The 18,350-nt window shown below is 72.9% G+C and carries 16 protein-coding genes; 10 read left to right on the plus strand and 6 right to left on the minus strand.

Going from position 1 to position 18,350, the window contains the following annotated elements:
* Positions 1–6: 6 nt before the first annotated feature.
* Positions 7–1,257, minus strand: a complete 1,251-nt coding sequence (locus OG285_RS12095; protein ID WP_371790948.1) for a cytidylyltransferase domain-containing protein — start codon at positions 1,255–1,257, stop codon at positions 7–9.
* The gene (locus OG285_RS12100) at positions 1,257–2,570 is read right to left on the minus strand and encodes a DUF6716 putative glycosyltransferase (RefSeq protein WP_371790949.1); all 1,314 of its coding nucleotides are present in this window, start codon (positions 2,568–2,570) and stop codon (positions 1,257–1,259) included. Before OG285_RS12100 ends, OG285_RS12095 begins: the two co-directional genes overlap by 1 nt.
* Positions 2,571–2,757: 187 nt before the next feature.
* Between OG285_RS12100 and OG285_RS12105 the strand changes: the two genes are divergently transcribed.
* From OG285_RS12105 to OG285_RS12140, 8 genes are all read left to right on the plus strand, one after another.
* Positions 2,758–3,741, plus strand: a complete 984-nt coding sequence (locus tag OG285_RS12105) for a glycosyltransferase family 2 protein (protein WP_356828544.1) — start codon at positions 2,758–2,760, stop codon at positions 3,739–3,741.
* The gene (locus OG285_RS12110; RefSeq protein ID WP_371790950.1) at positions 3,738–5,096 is read left to right on the plus strand and encodes an alpha-2,8-polysialyltransferase family protein; all 1,359 of its coding nucleotides are present in this window, start codon (positions 3,738–3,740) and stop codon (positions 5,094–5,096) included. The genes OG285_RS12105 and OG285_RS12110 overlap by 4 nt, the downstream gene beginning before the upstream one ends.
* Positions 5,093–6,343 (plus strand): acyltransferase, encoded by a 1,251-nt coding sequence (locus OG285_RS12115; RefSeq protein ID WP_356828548.1) that lies wholly within the window; start codon positions 5,093–5,095, stop codon positions 6,341–6,343. Before OG285_RS12110 ends, OG285_RS12115 begins: the two co-directional genes overlap by 4 nt.
* A gap of 208 nt (positions 6,344–6,551) precedes the next feature.
* On the plus strand, positions 6,552–7,643 hold the full coding sequence (locus tag OG285_RS12120) for a hypothetical protein (RefSeq protein WP_371790951.1): 1,092 nt from the start codon (positions 6,552–6,554) through the stop codon (positions 7,641–7,643).
* A 208-nt stretch (positions 7,644–7,851) separates the two neighbouring features.
* A complete protein-coding gene (locus tag OG285_RS12125; RefSeq protein ID WP_371790952.1) occupies positions 7,852–8,619 on the plus strand; it encodes a (5-formylfuran-3-yl)methyl phosphate synthase in 768 nt (255 codons plus the stop codon).
* Positions 8,620–8,627: 8 nt separating this feature from the next.
* Positions 8,628–10,040, plus strand: coding sequence for an aldehyde dehydrogenase family protein (locus OG285_RS12130; protein ID WP_371790953.1), 1,413 nt, complete (start codon positions 8,628–8,630; stop codon positions 10,038–10,040).
* Positions 10,037–11,146 (plus strand): NAD(P)-dependent alcohol dehydrogenase, encoded by a 1,110-nt coding sequence (locus OG285_RS12135; protein ID WP_371790954.1) that lies wholly within the window; start codon positions 10,037–10,039, stop codon positions 11,144–11,146. The genes OG285_RS12130 and OG285_RS12135 overlap by 4 nt, the downstream gene beginning before the upstream one ends.
* 99 nt (positions 11,147–11,245) lie before the next feature.
* Positions 11,246–12,154 (plus strand): class I SAM-dependent methyltransferase, encoded by a 909-nt coding sequence (locus tag OG285_RS12140; protein WP_371790955.1) that lies wholly within the window; start codon positions 11,246–11,248, stop codon positions 12,152–12,154.
* A 62-nt stretch (positions 12,155–12,216) separates the two neighbouring features.
* Here OG285_RS12140 and OG285_RS12145 read toward each other — a convergent pair whose 3' ends face one another.
* The gene (locus OG285_RS12145; RefSeq protein ID WP_371790956.1) at positions 12,217–12,918 is read right to left on the minus strand and encodes a TetR/AcrR family transcriptional regulator; all 702 of its coding nucleotides are present in this window, start codon (positions 12,916–12,918) and stop codon (positions 12,217–12,219) included.
* Positions 12,919–12,956: 38 nt separating this feature from the next.
* Between OG285_RS12145 and OG285_RS12150 the strand changes: the two genes are divergently transcribed.
* Positions 12,957–14,396: an FAD-dependent oxidoreductase gene (locus OG285_RS12150; protein ID WP_371790957.1), complete on the plus strand. Its 1,440-nt coding sequence runs from the start codon at positions 12,957–12,959 to the stop codon at positions 14,394–14,396.
* Here OG285_RS12150 and leuE read toward each other — a convergent pair.
* Complete coding sequence (gene leuE / locus OG285_RS12155; RefSeq protein WP_371790958.1) at positions 14,383–15,042, minus strand: leucine efflux protein LeuE; 660 nt, start codon at positions 15,040–15,042, stop codon at positions 14,383–14,385. The two genes, OG285_RS12150 and leuE, sit on opposite strands and share 14 nt — an antisense overlap.
* A gap of 218 nt (positions 15,043–15,260) precedes the next feature.
* Between leuE and OG285_RS12160 the strand changes: the two genes are divergently transcribed.
* Positions 15,261–16,160, plus strand: coding sequence for a L,D-transpeptidase family protein (locus OG285_RS12160; protein WP_371790959.1), 900 nt, complete (start codon positions 15,261–15,263; stop codon positions 16,158–16,160).
* A 209-nt stretch (positions 16,161–16,369) separates the two neighbouring features.
* On the opposite strand, the gene OG285_RS12165 is transcribed toward OG285_RS12160, so the two are convergent.
* Positions 16,370–17,395 (minus strand): hypothetical protein, encoded by a 1,026-nt coding sequence (locus OG285_RS12165; protein WP_371790960.1) that lies wholly within the window; start codon positions 17,393–17,395, stop codon positions 16,370–16,372.
* Complete coding sequence (locus OG285_RS12170; RefSeq protein ID WP_356828569.1) at positions 17,395–18,054, minus strand: RNA polymerase sigma factor; 660 nt, start codon at positions 18,052–18,054, stop codon at positions 17,395–17,397. Before OG285_RS12170 ends, OG285_RS12165 begins: the two co-directional genes overlap by 1 nt.
* Positions 18,055–18,350: the final 296 nt, after the last annotated feature.

Raw genomic sequence — 18,350 nt, forward strand, 5'->3', positions numbered from 1 at the left:
GGTTCCTTACTTGTTGAGGGTGGGGCCCAGGAGCCAGGCGGCGATCTCGCGGATCGCGCCCTCGCCGCCGGGGGTGGTGGTGACCGCGCGTGCGGCGCCGCGTACGGCGTCGTGGGCCTGGGCGACCGCGACGGGCCACCCGACGAGGCCGAAGCACGGCAGGTCGTTCACGTCGTTGCCGACGTAGAGCACGCGCTCGGGCGCGACACCCTGTTCTTCGCACCACTGCTTGAGTGCGAGGTCCTTGCGGTCGATGCCGTGCAGCACGGGCACCCGCAGCTTGCGGGCGCGTGCGGCGACGACCGGGTTCTGCTCGGTGGAGAGGATCAGGAGTTTGAGGTCCGTGGTGTCGCGGAGCGCCGCGATCCCGAGGCCGTCGCCGCGGTGGACGGCGACGATCTCGCGGCCGTCGGAGTCGATGAGGACACGGTCGTCGGTCTGGGTGCCGTCGAAGTCCAGGACGACGGCGTCGACGTCGTCGCGGCCCGGCAGCGTACGCACGTCCAGGAGCGGCGCGAGAGCGCGGGCGCGTGCCAGGTCGTGCGGGTCGTCGATCTCCAGGACGCGGGCCGGGTCGGTGCGGACCAGGGCGGTCTCACCGAAGAAGCGGTGCCGGGCGGTGCGGAAGCCCTCGGCGTTCATGGCGTAGGCCGCGCCGGTCTCCAGGTAGTCCTGCGGGCGGTCCTGGCGGCGGGGTCGGAAGGCCTTGTCGTGGTTGACGCCCGCGGTGTCCGTGCCGCTGCCGTCGGCGCGCTGCTCCTCGCGCCAGACGAACCCGTGCGTGGGGGCGACGGTGAGCGCGGTGTCCGCGCCCCCCTCGGTGACCGCGGCCGCGACCCCGTCGATCTCCTCGCCGGTGAGGAAGGGGCTGGTGCACTGGACGAGCAGCACGGCATCCGTTCCGGGGTACGCGTCGAGCGCGTGCAGCACGGCGGCCTCGCTGGTCGCCGTGTCACCGGCGATCTCGGCGGGGCGCAGCACCACATCGGCGCCGGCCTCGCGCGCCGCCGTCGCGATCCGCTCGTCGTCCGTCGACACGGCGACGTCGGTGACCCGGCGGGCGCCCAGACAGGCACGGACCGCGCGGGCCACGAGCGGCACACCGCCGACCGCTTCGAGGTTCTTGGCGGGCACACCCTTGGATCCGCCACGCGCGGGGATCACGGCCAGGACCCGGGGCCGCCGGGCGGGCGCTGCGGTCTTCACGGGCCTGAACGGCCCGTCCTGCCGGGCTGGTTCAGTGGTTTCGGTGGGCATCACAGATCTCCCATGCGGCGGATGACGGGGGCCACGCGCTGGACGCCGTGGCGGTACGCCCCGCGCGCCGCGTCCCGTACGGCGTCGCGCACCACGCGCCGCACGCCGCCGGTGTCGGCGGCCGGGGCGGCGTCCAGGCGGTAGCGGGCGAGGATGCCGGGGAGGTATCCGGGCGCGGTGGCGTGGGTGTAGTAGGGCTCGATCGGCGGGAGCCGGGGCTCCAGGAGCAGCCGTGCGACCCGTTCGCGTACGGCGTCGAAAGCCGTGTCGTACGAGGCTCCCCCGGCGGAGGAACCCCCGGCGGCCACCCCCTGCCGGGCCAGCCACGCGGGGTCGGCCTCCGGGCTCGCGCCGGCGTCCAGCTGGTCCCAGGAGGCGAAGCAGCCCGAGCCGAGGAAGTGGTGGTTGCCGAGTGCCTCGCGGATGCCGAGGTCGGTGAGGACGGCGGTGGGGATACGCCGGTGCAGGGACTCCAGGGCCGCGGTCGAGGAGACCGTGACCAGCAGGTCGGTGCGGTCCAGCACCTCGCCCATGTGGCCGTACACCAGGCGGAAGTTGGCGGGCAGGCCGCCGGGAAGCTTCTCGGCCAGCTTCTGGTAGGGCAGTTCCTCGATGTGTGTGGTGTGCTCGCCCGGCTGGGAGCGGAGCTTGAGCAGCACCTCGCGGTCCGGGTGCAGCCGGGCGTGCCCGACCAGGCGGCTCAGCAGATACGTACGGCCCTCGCGGGAGGCGGGGACCGAGGGCTGGGCGGCGAAGACGACGGTCTTCAGCGCGCCCCCGGCGTACGGCGCGCCGCCGAGGAAGGGCAGCGCGGCCCCGGTCACGGCGGACGCGTCGGCGCCCACCCCCTCGTACACCGCGCGGAACCTTTCCGCGTCGTGCAGGGAGTTGGCGAGGACCACGTCGGCGCCGTGCCGCAGCAGCAGTCCGTCGGCCAGCTTCTCGTAGACCACACCGACATAGCCGGTGACGACGACGGGCCGCCGTGCCGGGTCGGGGAGCGCGGCGAGTCCGTGCAGCATCGCCTGGACGGCGCCGCCGACCAGGGCGAGGACGACCACGTCGTAGCCGTCCTGCTCGACGGCCCGGAGGAATTCCGCCCCCGTCACCTCCCGGACCGCGGCCGTGTCCACACCGGCCCCGACCTCGGCGAGCTGGCGCGGGGTGGGCGTGGCCCGGCCGCGCAGCAGGAAGCCGCTGAGCTGTGCGTCCCCGACGGAGAGGCGGCGTGCGGTGAGCGCGCCCCATTTCCAACGGGTGTCGGAATCGGCGATCACGGCTACGCGGAGAACATCGCTGGTACTTGCTGGCACACCGATGAAGGTAGAAAGGCATTCGGTGCGGCGGCCCAACTCAGCCGCAACAAAGGGTTAACAGCGGACCGACAGCGGGAGAGACGGCGAACAGGACGGGCCGGTTCACGGTTCCGCCATATTCAGTTCACCTGCCATCCCACCGGGCTTCAGGGCGAATGCCGGGGAGCCTCTTAGCGTCACGCAGGTGGTCAAGCTCTCCGTCATCGTGCCGTTCTACAACGTGCAGACATACGCCCCCGACACCCTCAGAAGCCTGCGCGCGAACGCACGCGACGACTTCGAGTTCCTGCTCGTCGACGACTGTTCGACGGACGGGACCCCGGAGATCCTCGAACGTGCGGAGCGCGAGCTTCCCGGGGCCGTCCTGCTGAGACACCGGGAGAACGGAGGACTCGCCACCGCCCGCAACACCGGGCTCGACGCGGCGAGCGGCACGTACATCACCTTCCTGGACGGCGACGACTGGCTCGCCCCCGGGTACTACGCGCGGCTGCTGGCCGACATGGAGGCGCTGGGCTGCGACTTCGTGCGCACCGACCACGTGCAGTGCACAGGCAGCACGCGTACGGTCCACCGGGTCCCGTACGGCAGGCGCGGCGAGGTGACCCGTCCGCGCGAGGTGATCCTGCCCGCCGACCGCTCCACCCCGGTCGACTACGCGTATGCCTGGGCCGGTATGTACCACCGCAGACTGCTGGACCGCGGGCTGCTGCACTTCACCCACGGGCTGCGCACCGCCGAGGACCGCCCGTGGATCTGGCGGCTGCACAGGGAAGCGGAGTCGTTCGCCGTACTCGGACTCCTGGGAATGTTCTACCGGCGTGGCGTCGCTTCGTCCCTCACGCAGATCGGCGATGTACGCCAGCTCGATTTCATCCGCGCTTTCGACCAGGTAATCGACGACACGTCGAAAGACCCGGAAGCCGCTCTCCTTCTTCCCAAGGCCGTGCGCACCTATTGCGCGATCATTTCGCACCACTTGGGTTCCATCGAAAGGTTCGAACCAACCGTGGCACGTAAATTGCGGACGCTCAGCGCGGCCGCGCTGAAACGGATGCCGCAGGATCTGCTGAGCGACGCGCTCGACTCGATGGACACCGCACGCGCCTCGCGGCTGCGGCGGCTGCGCCGCCGTCCGGCCCCGCTGACGACGGAGGCCGCAGCGTGACGTCACCCACGCCCGGGACCCGTGCCCCCGGCTCTCCCCGTACGACGCAGATCTTCTACGCCTCCACGCTGTACGGGGCCGCCACGCTGGCCGCCGCGATCGACAGCGGCTGCTTCGGCCCCGCCGACCGCCGGCTGCTGCTGGTCAGCAACAACGCGGCGATCCCGGAGACCACCCCCGCCCTGGACGCGATGCCCGGCTTCGAGCGGCTGCGCGAGCGGTTCGACGGAGTGCTCTCCTGGAACAGCACCATCGCCCCGCTGCACCCGGGCGGCTGGTCGCCGCGTACCGACGACATCCCGTTGTGGGAACGGCAGTTGAGGCTGCTCTGGGATCTCGGCGACGACCGGATCGAGCTGGCGGTCGAGTCCGTCCAGGTCAACCCGGCGCAGGCGCTCGCTCTGCTCTTCCAGGACGCGCCGGTCACGGTGTACGCGGACGGGCTGATGTCGTACGGCCCGACGCGCAACAAGATCGATCCGCTGATCGGCACCCGGATCCGGCGGCTGCTCCATCTCGATCTGGTGCCGGGGCTCAAGCCTCTGCTGCTCGCCGAGTTCGGGGCCGAGCCGGAGATCGTGCCGGATGCGGCGTTCCGCCGGGTCCTGAGTGAGGTGGCCGCGTGCGCCACGGGACTGCCCTCGTTCGCGGAGCCTCCGGCGCTGCTGCTCGGGCAGTACCTCTCGGCTCTGGAGATCCTCACCCCGCAGCAGGAGGAGGACCTCCACGTGCGGATGCTGCGCGGGGCGGTCGCCCTCGGCCACCGCACGGTCGTGTTCAAGCCGCACCCGACGGCACCGGCCCGCTGGTCGCGGCTGCTGGAGCGGGAGGCTGAGCGGCTGGACGCCGAACTGACGGTCGTGGAAGAGCCGTTGCTCGCCGAGACGCTGTACGAGCGGGTGCGCCCTGCGCTGGTGGTCGGCTGCTTCTCCACGGCGCTCCTCACGGCGAGCGCCTTCTACGGAATCCCGGTCGCCCGCACCGGCACGGAGCTGCTGCTGGACCGGCTCGCCCCGTACCAGAACAGCAACCGCGTCCCGGTGACCGTCGTCGACGCGCTGGTGCCCGATCTGGAGAACGCCGGGACCGCCCCGGCCGATGATCTGCCGGGGCTGGTCGCAGCCGTCGGCTTCGCGATGCAGCCGCAGCTGCGGGCCGATCTGCGTCCGGCGGCCGAGGCGTATCTGAGCCGCCGTCTGGATGCCCACACCTGGCGGTACTTCAAGCGCCGGCGGCTGACCGTGCTGGGGCTGCCGGGCGCGATGCCGGCCCAGCTCGCCTTCATCCCGCGCAACGCGACGGTACGGCGGGTGGCCCGGCGGGCCCGCTCCCTCAAGAGAGTGGCCCTGGGATGACGCCCGCCCCGGCCTCCGCGCCCCTTCCCGCGGCCGTCTCCGCGCCGGTGGCCGCGGTGGCGCCGGACCAGGACTCCGCGTCCGCATCCGCACCCGCGTCCGGCGCCGCCGACGGGCCGCTGCCGATATCCCCCGCGCGTACGGGCCCCGCACGGCCCGTACGCGCGGTCGGGCGGCTGCGCGCGCTCGACGGTCTGCGGCTGGTCGCCGCCCTGATGGTCGCCGCGTACCACTACGGCGGCCGGAGCGGGGACATCAGCAGGGCCTGGGGAGGGTCGCCCCGCCACCAGTTCCCGGCGCTCTCCGAGTGGTTCGCCTACGGCTGCCTCGGCGTGCAGATCTTCTTCGTCATCAGCGGCTTCGTGATCTGCATGAGCGGCTGGGGCAGGCCGCTGCGCTCCTTCTTCGCCTCCCGGGTCTCCCGCCTCTACCCGGCGTACTGGGCGGCGATCGTGATCGTCACGGCGGTGTTCGCACTCCCCTGGGTCGCGTACCGGACGGTCTCACCCAGCGACGCGCTGGTGAACCTCACCATGCTCCAGCAGCCGATCGGCGCCGACCGGGTCCTCGGCGTGTGCTGGACCCTCTGGGCCGAACTGCGCTTCTACGCCCTCTTCGCCCTCTGCGTGGTGCTGCCGGGCGCGAACCGGCAGCGTGTGCTGGTCTTCTGCGGGGTGTGGACCCTGGCCGCCGCGATCACCGACGCGGTGCACCAGCCGATGCTGAGCATGGTGCTGATGCCGCAGTACGCGCCGTTCTTCATCGGCGGGATCGGCCTCTACCTCCTGCACCGCGACCGGCGGGACGCCATCGCCTGGGGCGTGGTCGGGGTCAGCTGGGCGATCGGCCAGCACTACGCGGTCGCCGGTCTGTGGCACCGGGCCGGTCCGGCCTTCTTCTCGTACCGGCACACCTCGGTGATCGTCGCCGTGGTCACGCTGGGCTTCGTGCTGGTCGGCGCGGTGGCGCTGGGCCTCTTCCGGTGGGCCGACTGGCGCTGGCTGACGGTCGCCGGGGCACTGACGTACCCCTTCTACCTGGTCCACGAACATCTGGGCTGGGTGGTGGTGGCCGTGCTGCACCGGAAGCTCGGGATCCCCTCGTACGGGACGCTCGTCCTGACCGTCGCGCTGATGCTGGGGCTGGCCTGGCTGCTCAACCGCTGCGTCGAGAACAGGCTGACGCCGCTGCTGCGCGGCGCACTGTCCGGACGTCCGGTCAACTCCGGTGCGGGCAAGGCCCGGTAGGCAGCCGGAGGGCGGGCCGACGCCACGCCATGAGGGGGCGGGGCGCGCCTTTACTTATCCGGGATCACGGGTAAAACTGATGCGCCTCGTACAGCCCGGCTCACGCGTGCCGCCCCACGACTCACCGCGGAAGCCGTCGGTCCGTACGTACGCGCGTTCCGCGAGACGGTCCCCCACCCCGGCTCCCCCGCCCCGGTGAAGGACACCCATGCGACGCTCCACCCTGATCACCCGCGTGTTCGGCAGCGCGGCCCTGGCCTGCGCGGCCGCGGCGCTGGCGCTGGTCTTCGTACATTTCGACGCCCCTGCCCCGCGCTGGGACATCCTGACGGCCCTCGGGGCGGCCGCCGTCGCCGCCGCGGGGTGGGTACTCGCCTGCCGTGCGGCACCACGCTTCACCGCGGTGCCCCCGGCGGCGGGGCGGCCGTCCTCGGTGCCCCCGCCGCCGGGACGGCTTCCGGCGCCCGCCCGGGACGCGGGCCGTGCGGCCGGTGCGGTCGTCCTCCTGCTGACCCCGGTGTCGCTCGCCCGGCTGTCCGCCGGTGTCGGCGGTGTGCTGTCCGGGGTCGTGGTCCTCCTGGTCATCGTGGTGACCCTGAAGGCGCTCCTGTTCGCGCGCAAGCAGGCGAGCGAGGCCGATACGCGCCGCAAGTTCCGGGTGCTGACCGACGACGCCGGCGGGGGCGAACTGCACGCCGCCCGGGTCGTGGTGGGCGAACCCGTCCGGATGCGTTTCCTGGAGCGGGGCGACAAGCCGGGCGAACAGGACGTCACGCAGTACCACTGGCTCGTCCTGCGGGACGGCGGGCACGAGATCAGGCTCTCCGGTCCGTGCGAGGAGGTCGCCAGGGCCGCCGTCCGGTTCGGGGGCCAGGAGGGCTGGATCTGCTGGCCGCTGCGGTGGAAGCTGATCGAGGGGGAACTGCCGGCGGCGTTCGTCGCCGACAGCGGTGAGGTGTTCATGGGCCTCGCCGATCCGGACGAGGCACGCCGGTATCTGACCGGCACCCAGCAGGTCGGCCCCCGGCGGGCCGGGCGGCGGCTGCCGCGAACCGCCAAGTTCTCCGCGCCTGTTCACGGCCGGATCCTCGGCGGCGCGCTGCTGGGCGCGCTGATCGCCTCGCCCGTCCTCTACCGGGGCCCCCAGCATCTGCCGGGCGTGGTCGTCTGGTTCCTCTGTGCCCTGGCCGCTGCGGTGGTCGGCGCGTCCGCGCTGAAGGGGGCCGGCACAGCGAGCCAGTCCCTCCCGGACGGGCCCTCCTGGACGGTGAGCGAGGAGTCGCATCCGTCGATCGCCTGACCGGGAGCGCGGCCCGGAGCGCCGCCCGGAGCGCGGCCGCCTCGGCGCGCCGGGGGGCGTGGGGAGGTGCGGGCAATGACCCGTCCGGCACCCCGCGCGCCCTCCCGGCCGGCACGGGCCGCGGCAATGATGAGCACACCGCACGTGATCCAGACGACTCCGCACACCTGCCCCCGGGCAGCTGACCGTGCGGTGGAAGGAATCCACGGTGTTGCTTCTCATCTCCCCCGACAGTGTCGAAGAGGCCCGCGACTGCGTGAAAGCGGCGGAACACCTCGACATCGTCGACGTCAAAAGGCCTGAAGAGGGCTCGCTCGGTGCGAACTTCCCCTGGGTCATCAGGGAGACCCGGGACGCGGTCCCGGCGGACAAGCCGGTGTCCGCCACGGTGGGGGACGCGCCGTACAAGCCCGGCACGGTGGCGCAGGCCGCACTCGGCGCAGCCGTCTCCGGAGCCACGTACATCAAGGTCGGCCTCTACGGATGCACGACGCCCGAGCAGGCCATCGAGGTCATGCGCGGCGTCGTCCGGGCGGTCAAGGACTACCGGCCGGACGCGTTCGTGGTCGCGTCGGGCTACGCCGACGCCCACCGGATCGGCTGCGTCAACCCGCTCGCACTGCCCGACATCGCCCGCAGATCCGGCTCCGACGCGGCCATGCTGGACACCGCGGTCAAGGACGGGACCCGGTTGTTCGACCACGTACCGCCCGACGTCTGCGCGGAGTTCGTCGCGCTGGCCCACGAGGCCGGTCTGCTGGCCGCCCTCGCGGGCAGCGTCAAGGTGGCCGACCTGGGTGCGCTGACCCGCATCGGCACCGACATCGTGGGGGTGCGCGGGGCGGTCTGCGAGGGAGGCGACCGCAGGACGGGGCGGATCCAGCCGCACCTGGTGGCCGCCTTCCGGGCGGAGATGGACCGGCACGCCCGGGAACACGCGGCCACCGCCGCCACCGCCGCCGCCACCGCGAACTGAGCGCCGGCATGCCGACCAGCCGGGCCGGCCGGACCGGTCGCACACCGGCGACCCGCGGTGAGACCTTCGCCGTCGTCGACCCGGCAACGGGTGAGGCATTCGCCGAGGCGCCCGCGCAGCAGCCGGACGAGCTGGACGCCGTCGTCGGGCGGGCCCACGAGGCCTGGCTCAGCTGGCGGTCCGATCCCCTCGTCCGCTCCAAGTCACTGCTCGCGGCTGCCGGCGCCGTGGAGGCGGCCGGGGCCGATCTCGCTCCGCTGCTCACCCGTGAACAGGGCAAGCCCCTGGCCGAGTCGTACGCGGAGGTCGCCCGCACGGCGGCCCGCCTGCGCTGGTTCGCCGAGGCCGCTCCAGAGCCGCAGAAGATCACGGACGGCCGGCCGGTCCGCAGCGAGGTCCGCTGGCGGCCGCTCGGGCCCGTCGCCGCGATCGTCCCGTGGAACTTCCCTCTCCAGCTCGCGTCGGCGAAGTTCGCGCCCGCTCTCGCCGCCGGTAACACGGTGGTGCTGAAACCCTCCCCGTACACACCCCTGGCCACCCGGCTGCTGGGGTCCGTCCTGTCCACCGCGCTCCCCGAGGGTGTGCTCACGGTCGTCACCGGTCACGAACCTCTCGGCGCCCGCCTCGCGTCCCACCCGGGGATCCGTCATGTGACCTTCACCGGTTCGATTCCCACCGGACGGGCCGTCGCGCGGGGCGCGGCGGCGTCCCTCGCCCGGGTCACCCTGGAGCTGGGCGGCAACGACGCCGCCATCCTGCTGGACGACGTGGATGTCGAGCGGATCACGGAGCGGCTGTTCTGGGCCGCGTTCCGCAACTGCGGTCAGGTCTGCATGGCGGTCAAGCGGGTCTACGCCCCTGACCGGCTCTGCTCCCAGGTGGTCGAGGCCCTCGCGGAGCGCGCCAGAGCCGTCGTCGTCGGAGCTGGACTCGACCCGGGCTCGCAGCTGGGGCCGGTCAACAACGCCTCCCAACTGGCCAGGGTCGAAAGCCGCACGGCCCAGGCCCTGGCCGGGGGCGCCCGGGCCGCGGCCGGTGGCCACCGGCTCGACCGGCCCGGCTACTTCTTCGCCCCGACCGTCCTGGCCGATGTCCCGCCCTCCGCGGCTGTGGTGACGGAGGAACAGTTCGGTCCGGTCCTGCCGGTGCTGCCGTACCGGAGCCTCGACCAGGCCGTCGAGGCGGCCAACGACACCGGCTTCGGGCTGGGCGGCTCGGTATGGGGGACGGATCTCGACCGGGCCGAGGCGGTGGCCGGCCGGCTGGAGTGCGGGACGGCGTGGATCAACCACCACGCCGAACTCTCCCTCGCCCAGCCCTTCGCGGGCATCAAGGAGAGCGGTGTCGGCGTCGCGGGCGGGCCGTGGGGACTCTACGGAAACCTCAGGCCGTTCGTCGTGCACCGTCCGGAGGAGGCGTGACGACGAGGTTCGGTGCGGCGGTACTGCGCGGGTACGAGAGCCGTTTCGACCTTGAGGAGGTGGTCCTGACCACAGGGCCTGCCGACGGCGAGATCCTGGTGAGGATCGCGGGCTGCGGGATGTGCCGGACCGATCTCGCGGTCCGTCGTTCGGCCGGCCGCTCGCCGCTGCCGGCCGTGCTCGGCCACGAGGGGGCCGGAGTCGTGGTGGGCACGGGCGGCCCGGCCACCGGTCTCAGTACCGGCGACCATGTCGTGCTGAGCTTCGACTCCTGCGGACACTGCCGTAACTGCACGGGCGCGGCCCCCGCCTACTGCGACTCCTTCGCCTCGCTCAACCTCTTCGGCGGACGCGAGGAGCACGCGGCACGGTTCACCGACGCGGCCGGGGGCGCACTGGCCCCCCGGTGGTTCGGCCAGTCCTCGTTCGCCGAGTACGCGATGGTCCCGGCCCGCAACGCCGTCCGGGTCGATCCCTCGCTGCCCGTCGAACTGCTCGGACCACTCGGCTGCGGCTTCCTCACCGGCGCCGGAGCGGTCCTCAACTCCTTCGGCACCGGCCCGGGCGACACCCTCGCGGTCTTCGGCGCGGGAGCGGTGGGCCTGGCCGCTGTGATGGCGGCCACCGCCGCCGGGGCGGTGACCGTGGCCGTCGACCGGCACCCGGAACGGCTGGCCCTGGCCGAGCGGCTGGGCGCGATCCCGCTGCGCGCCGCCCCGGCCGGCCTGCCCGCCCGCATCCGGCAACTGACCGACGGCGGTGCGCAGTACGCACTGGACACCACGGGCTCCGTACAGCTGATCAACGACGCGCTCAGGGCCCTGCGCCCGACCGGTCACCTCGGCCTGGTGGCACGGCTCCACACCGCGCTGGCGCTGGAGCCGGGGGCACTCGACCGGGGCCGGAGGATCTCCCACATCTGCGAGGGGGACGCGGTGCCGGGGCTGCTGATTCCGCGGCTGACCGGGCTGTGGCAGGCCGGGCTGTTCCCCTTCGACCAGCTGATCCGTACGTACCCGCTCGCCGACATCAACGAGGCCGAACGCGACTGTGAAGCGGGCCGGGTGGTCAAACCCGTCCTGATTCCGGAGGGGAGGGGGCGATGACCGCGTCGCTGCCTGGCCGGCCGGGCGCCACCTGAACGGCCGCCGCCCGATCCATGTTTCCCGCTTTTCGTGGTTCCTGCTCGTACCGACGGAGGACGCATGACCGGCACAGCGCATCGGAGCGCCAGTACGGAAGGTGTGGCAGGGGGCGTCGGTCTGACCGCTCTCCTGGTCGCCGCGGCACGGGCGATCGAGACCCACCGCCACGACAGCCTGGCGCAGGACTTCTACGCGGAGCACTTCGTACGCGCCGCACCCGCGTGTGCGGGCTGGCCGGTCCGCTTGCAGCAGGTTCCGGACGGGGACGCGGACCCGCTGTGGGGACGTTTCGCGCGTTACTTCGGACTGCGGACGCGGGTCCTGGACGATTTCCTGCTGCGGTCGGTGCACCCGGGGGGTGCCCGCCAAGTCGTCCTGCTCGGGGCGGGCCTTGACACCCGGGCCTTCCGGCTCGACTGGCCTCCCGGCTGCGTGATCTTCGAGATCGACCGGGCCGGCGTGCTGGCGTTCAAGCACCAGGTGCTCGGCGGACTGGCGGCCACCCCGAAGACCGCGCGCGTACCGGTCCCGGCCGACCTGCGTACCGACTGGGCCGCCGCACTGACCGACGCGGGCTTCGACCCGGCCGCACCCAGCGTCTGGCTGGCCGAAGGGCTGCTGTTCTATCTGCCGGTCGCAGCCGAGACCCATCTCATCGACACGGTCGACCGGTTGAGTACGGGGGGAAGCACCATGGCGTTCGAGGTCAAGCTCGACAAGGACCTGCTGGAGTACCGCGACAGCCCGCTCTACACCTCGACGAAGCAGCAGATCGGCATCGACCTGCTCAACCTGTTCGACCGGGAGCCTCGGCCCGACTCCGCGGGCCGCCTGGGGAGCAGGGGGTGGTCCACATCGGTCCACACCCCGTTCGAATTCACCCGCCGCCACGGACGCGGGCCGCTCCCCGAGCAGAACGACGCGCTGAAAGGCAACCGCTGGGTGTTCGCGAACAAGTCCCGGCAGTGACCTGGGACGCGACATCAAGCGACAGGTGACGCTACGTCAGGAGGGGAACGGCGACTGCTCGTTCACCCGTCGTGTGGCCGGTACGCCGCCTCGATCCCCGCGACGACCAGCCGCAGCCCCTCCTCGAAGCGCCGGTCGAAGTCGGTGAAGATCTCCCAGCCGGCCGCCGCGGTGAGCGGGTAGTCGGCGAGCCGCTCGGCCCGCTCCTCGATCCCGTACCCCTCGCGGCGCTCGTCCGGCATCGGCTGGACGCCCTGCTCCTCGATGACGAAGCCGACCGTGAACGAGTACGCCGTGGTGCCGGCCTGGACCGCCTGCGCCAGGCCGAACCCGCGTGAGGTCATCTCGCCCAGCTGCCGCTCCAGCGACTGCGCGTGGTCGGTGCCGGTGAACCGGGCCCCGCTGTAGACCCTGGCACCGTCGCGGTGGCGCAGCAGCATGGCGCGCAGGGCGCGGTGGTAGACGACCAGCCCGTCCTGCCAGCTCCCGCCGGTCTCCGGCGGGAGCTGCCGGCCCCCCTCCGGCGCCGCGGTCTCCGGCCGCCAGGACTCCGGCAGGTCCTCGGCGATCATCCGCCGGTACATCAGCGTCGCCATCTCGTCCAGCAGGGACTGCTTGTCCTTGAAGTGCCAGTAGAGCGCGGGCGCCTTGACGTCCAGTTCCCTGGCGATGGCGCGCAGCGACAGCCCGTCGAGCCCTACCTCGTTCAGCAGCCGCAGCGCGGTCTCCGCGACGCGCGCCCGGTCGATCTTCGGTGTTCCCACCTTGACAATTTAACAGTGTTAAGCGCACGCTCGGAACCATGGAACTTAACAGCGTTAAGGAAAGCGTCAAGGAAAGCGCGGAGACCGATGTGCTGATCGTCGGCGCGGGGCCCACCGGGCTCGCGCTGGCCGTGGATCTGGCCCGGCGCGGAGTGCGCACGACCGTGGCCGAGAAGGCGGAGCGGCTCTTCCCGGGCTCCCGGGGCAAGGGCCTCCAGCCCCGCACGCTGGAGGTCTTCGACGATCTCGGGGTGATCGGCGAGGTGCTGGCCGCGAGCGGGCCCGCCCCGGTCCAGATGATCTGGAAGGACGGCGGGCGACAGGGCGAACACCACATGTTCGACGCGGTCGAGACGACCCCGGCGGCGCCGTACGCGGGAACGCCGCGCATCCTGCCCCAGTGGCGCACCCAGGAGATCCTGTACGCGCGCCTGACCGGGCTGGGCGGCGAGGTCTCGTTCGGCAGCGCCCTGGACTCGATCACGCAGGACACGGCCGGGGTCACGGCGACGCTCTCCACCGGTGCCACCGTCCGCGCGGCGTACGCGGTGGCGGCCGACGGCGGCAGCAGCACGGTCCGCGCCGCGCTCGCCGTCGCGATGGCCGGAGAGTCCGTCGACCCGTCGTCCATGCTGGTCGCCGATGTACGTGTCCCCGCCCTGGACCGGCTGAACTGGCACGTCTTCCCGGCCGACGCCGGATTCCTGGCGCTCTGCCCGCTCCCCGGCACCGACGACTTCCAGCTGGCCGCGCGCTTCCCGGACGGGGAGCGCCCCGACCTCTCGCCCGACGGCGTACGCGCCCTGATCGCCGCCCGTACGCATCTCGGCGCGGCCGACGTCACCGAGGTGCTCTGGGCCTCGGACTTCCGGCCGCGCGCGGCCCTCGCCGACCGGTTCCGCGACGGCCGGATCTTCCTGGCGGGCGACGCCGCCCATGTCCACTCACCGGCCGGCGGCCAGGGGCTCAACACCAGCATCCAGGACGCGTACAACCTGGGGTGGAAGCTCGGCCGGGTGCTGCGCGACGGAGCCCCCGCGGCACTGCTCGACTCGTACGAGGAGGAACGGCGGCCCAACGCGGCCGAGATGCTGGGCCTCTCCACCCGCGTCCACCGCGGCGAGCAGCGGCGCGGGGCCGCCACCCAGCAGTTGGGCATCGGCTACCGCGGCGGACCGCTCTCCGAGGGGGCCGCGGGCGCCCTGGAGGCGGGCGACCGCGCACCCGACGGACCGCTGGACGGCGGGCGGCCGGGCAGTGGGCGGCTCTTCGACGCCTTCCGCGGGCCGCACTTCACCCTGCTCTCGGTGGGAACCGACACCGTGCTGCCACCGCTGGACCCCGACGCGGTGCACGTCCACCGGCTCGACGCCTACGAGCCGTACGGCAAGGGGCTGTTCCTCGTCCGGCCCGACGGATACATCGGCTGGGCGGGCGACGACGCCACCGGGCTGGCCGACTACCTCACACGCTGCTGAGCGAGAGCTTCACCGCGAAGCCCAGGAAGAGCGCACCCGCCGCCGTCGTCACCCCGGCCGAGAGGCGCCTGCGGCGGCGGAAGGCGGCGGCGAGGCGGGTGCCGCCGAATATCAGCAGGGTGAGGTAGAGGAAGCTCGCCAGCTGCGCCAGCGCGCCGAGGACCACGAACGAGAGCGCCGGGTAGGCGTAGTGCGGGTCGACGAACTGCACGAAGAAGGAAATGAAAAACAGGATCGCCTTCGGGTTGAACAGGCTGACCACCAGGGCCCTGCGGTAGGGCCGCTCCAGGGTGGGCGACTGCTCGTCGGTGGTCCCCGCGCCCCGGTCGCTCCGGTCGCTCCGGTCGCGCCAGAGCGCACGGGCCGTGCGGACCATACCGAACGCCAGATAGGTGAGATAACCGGCGCCCGCGTACTTCACCAGGCCGAACAGCAGCGGGTTGGCCTGGAGCAGTGAGGCGACTCCCGCGGCGGAGAGCGTCATCAGCACGGTGTCCCCGCAGAACACCCCGGCAGCCGCCGTGTATCCGGTGCGGACGCCGCGCCGGGCGGCGACCGAGAGCACGTACAGCGAATTGGGGCCCGGCAGCAGAACGATCAGCACCAGGCCGGCGAGGTAGGTCGGGAGATCCGTGACACCGAGCATGGGCCGAGTCTCGCACGCGGGTACGACACTCCGGGAGTGGCCTTCGCCACCCCAGGACCCGGAGCGACCCCGGACGGAACATGGCGGCCCGGCACGGAACATGGCGGCCCGGGCTTTCGCGACGCCCCGAGGGGGAATCACCCGGGACGAGGCGGGAGAAGAGCGCGGAAGCGAGAAGGAAGCGAAAAAAGCGAAAGAAAGACGAAGAGGGGGGAAGCATGCGGAAGATCCTGATGGGCAGAGCGCTGGCCGCCGCCGCGGCGGTCGCCGTGGCGGCGGGCTGTTCGGTGCAGACCACGGGGACGCGGACGGCGGACGACGCGAAGGCGGGCGGCGGTGCGAGCCATCGCCCGACGGCCGGAGCGCAGGACAGCACCGCCACCCCGGGCCCGGCGCGGCGGCCGACGGCCTCCGGCGCACCGTCGCCCGCGAAGCGGCCCGCGAAGCGGCCCGCGGCACCGAAGCCCTCGGCCGTACCGCCCGGCCCGACCCTGATGGCGAGCGGCGCCACGGGCAAGCAGGTGCGCGAACTCCAGGCCAGGCTGCGGCAGATCGCCTGGTTCGGCGCCACCCCCACCGGGACGTACGGCCCGGTGACCGTCGCCGCAGTCAAGGGGTTCCAGGGCAAGCGCGGCCTGACCCGCACCGGCACCACGGACACCGTCACCTGGCGGCGACTGCTCGCCATGACGAGGACCCCGACCCGCGACGAGCTGAACGGAACGGCGGGCGGGCACTCCGCGGGCAAGCTCGACCCGCGCTGCCTCACCGGCCGGGTGCTCTGCATCAGCAAGACGAGCCGCACACTGCGCTGGGTCAATGACGGCAAGGTGCTCTCGACGATGGATGTGCGCTTCGGCTCGCAGTACACACCGACCCGCGAGGGGACCTTCCACATCGACTTCAAGAGCCTCCACCACGTGTCGACCATCTACCACACGGCCATGCCGTACGCGATGTTCTTCAGCGGGGGCCAGGCGGTGCACTACTCGTCGGACTTCGCGGCCCGCGGTTACAGCGGCGCCTCGCACGGCTGCGTCAACGTACGGGACAAGGCGAAGATCGCCGCACTCTTCGGCCAGGCACGGACCGGCGACAAGGTCGTCGTGTACCGGTGATTGCGGGAGGCCCGGGAGGGATTGGGGGCGCGGGTGGGTCCGGGGGAACGAAACCCACCCGCGCCGGTTGCGCGGAGCCGAAGGTACGGGGGGAACCCCGGCTCACGCGCGGCCGATGACCAGTCGGCTCACTCTCTACTGCGCCGGGCCCCCGGAAAGTGTCACACCCGCGGTTCGGCCACTGCGCGCAGCCGGTACCGGCGGGCCCGTCAGCCGTTCCGGCTTGCCGCTGGGCCGGTCCGGTCGCCCGGTGAGGGCGACGCCGGGAAGTCGCGCGTCGGCGAGGGCGAGGGGCCGGCCGGCACGGAGGGCGAGGGCGTGGGGGATGTGGCGGGGGCGGCGGGGGTGAGCGGGGCCGAGGGCGTGTACGAGACGGGGTGGCCGTCGGAACCACCGGTGCCCAGCACCCGCCCGCAGAACCTCTCGACGTTCGCCGCGCCGCCGGCCTTCGACTCCAGACTCCGCCTGCGCTCGCCGGCGACCCGGCCCGCGCGGTAGTCGCGGCAGGCCGCGGCCAGCTTGCGGAAGACATCGGCACCCGAGGGGTGACCGCCCCGGGGCGGTGTCCGCCGGTTCTGCGTCCCGCCGCCGGGCTGCCGCTCCGCGCCCCCGGCCCGGTCCCCGTCCCGGCCGGCCTCTCCGCTGCCGCTGTTCCCGTCACCTGTCGCGCCACCGGCCTCGCCCGCCGGGGGCGAGACACGCGGGCTGTGCTGTCCGGGGCCGGGTTTCCGGCTGCCGGGGGTGCTGGTGTCCGGCCCCGGCGAGGGGCCGGTGGGCGTGGCGGAGGGCGTTTCGGAGAGGAGCGGTCGCGGTGTCGCGGCGGACGACACGGACGAGGCGGGCATCGGTTCGCTGCGGCCGAAGGGCGAAGGCAGCATGCCGGCTCCCGCGGCGACCGCCACCCCGCTCAGCGCACAGGCCGCCACCAGGGCGGCGACGCTGAACCGCACCGGTCGCCCCCAGCGCGTGGCGGCCGGGGCCCGGTCCGTACCCGGTACCGGTTCGAGGGGGTCCGCGCCGCCGCTCCTGGCCAGCCGGAATGCCTCCAACGCCGCCTTCTCGCCGGGGAGTTCACCGATCTCGGACCGGGCGGCCGAGCGGGCCGCACCGTCCAGCGCGGCGTGCAGCCGGGCGGCCTGCGCCCTCGCGTGATCGTCGACGGCACCGACAGGCCCACCGCTCAGCAATCGCTCAGCCGTGTCCTTGTCAAGCCATTCGCACCGCTCGTCGGCCATCACATGTCCTTCTGCGTCCACGGACGCGAATGCGTCACACCGACCGCGGCTTCCGCCCCCTCGCGTGCGGAGCGCTGTGTCGGTACGGCGTCGAGTCCGTGCGGGCCCACGTCGGGGCCGAGCAGTTCGGCGAGCTTCTTCAGCCCGCGGTGCGCGGCGGTCCGTACCGCACCGGGCCGCTTGCCGAGCGTTTTGGCCGCGCTCTTCGCGTCGAGCCCGACGACGACCCGCAGCACCACCGCTTCGGCCTGGTCCTGCGGGAGCTGGGCGATGAGCCGCATCGTGCGGCCGGTGGCCAGGGCTTCGATGGCCTCTCCCGCGGTGTCCGATTCGCCCGGCTCCGCGGCCAGTTCGGACTCGTCGCCGCCACCCGCGGGGCGCCTGCCCCGCATCCGTATGTGGTCGAGCGCGCGGTTGCGGGCTATCCGGGCCGCCCAGCCGCGGAAGCGGTCCGCGTCGCCGCTGAACCGCTGGAGGTCGCGGGCGATCTGCAGCCACGCCTCGGACGTCACGTCCTCGGCGTCCGGATCACCGACCAGCGTCCGTACATACCCGAGCAGTCGCGGGTGCACCGCGCGGTACACAGTCCGGAAGGCGTCCTCGTCCCCGTCCTGCGCCGCGAGCACCGCGGTGGTCAGCTCCGCGTCGTCCCCCAGCACTTCCTCAACCTGTCCCGCCGCACCGCTCCCCCGCCGTGCAGCTGGTCGCCACTGCCGCGCCGCTGTGCGCGATGCGTCACGCTACGGCCTGCGCCCGGCCCGCGTCCACGACTTCTACGACCTGCGACAACGCGCTGACTCTGCGCGGTGTGACAGAAAACGCACGCCCGGCGCTGAGAGAGGTACGGGACCGTACCGCGGCTCCCGCGGACGGCGACCGGGGCCTCTCCTGTGGGGGGTGGCGGCCCCGGTCGTCCTCCCTCGTTTCACGGCCCTGACCAGGCAATATCCAGGGC

This window comes from Streptomyces sp. NBC_01471, from assembly GCF_041438865.1.
In the GTDB taxonomy this organism is placed as follows: Bacteria; Actinomycetota; Actinomycetes; order Streptomycetales; family Streptomycetaceae; genus Streptomyces.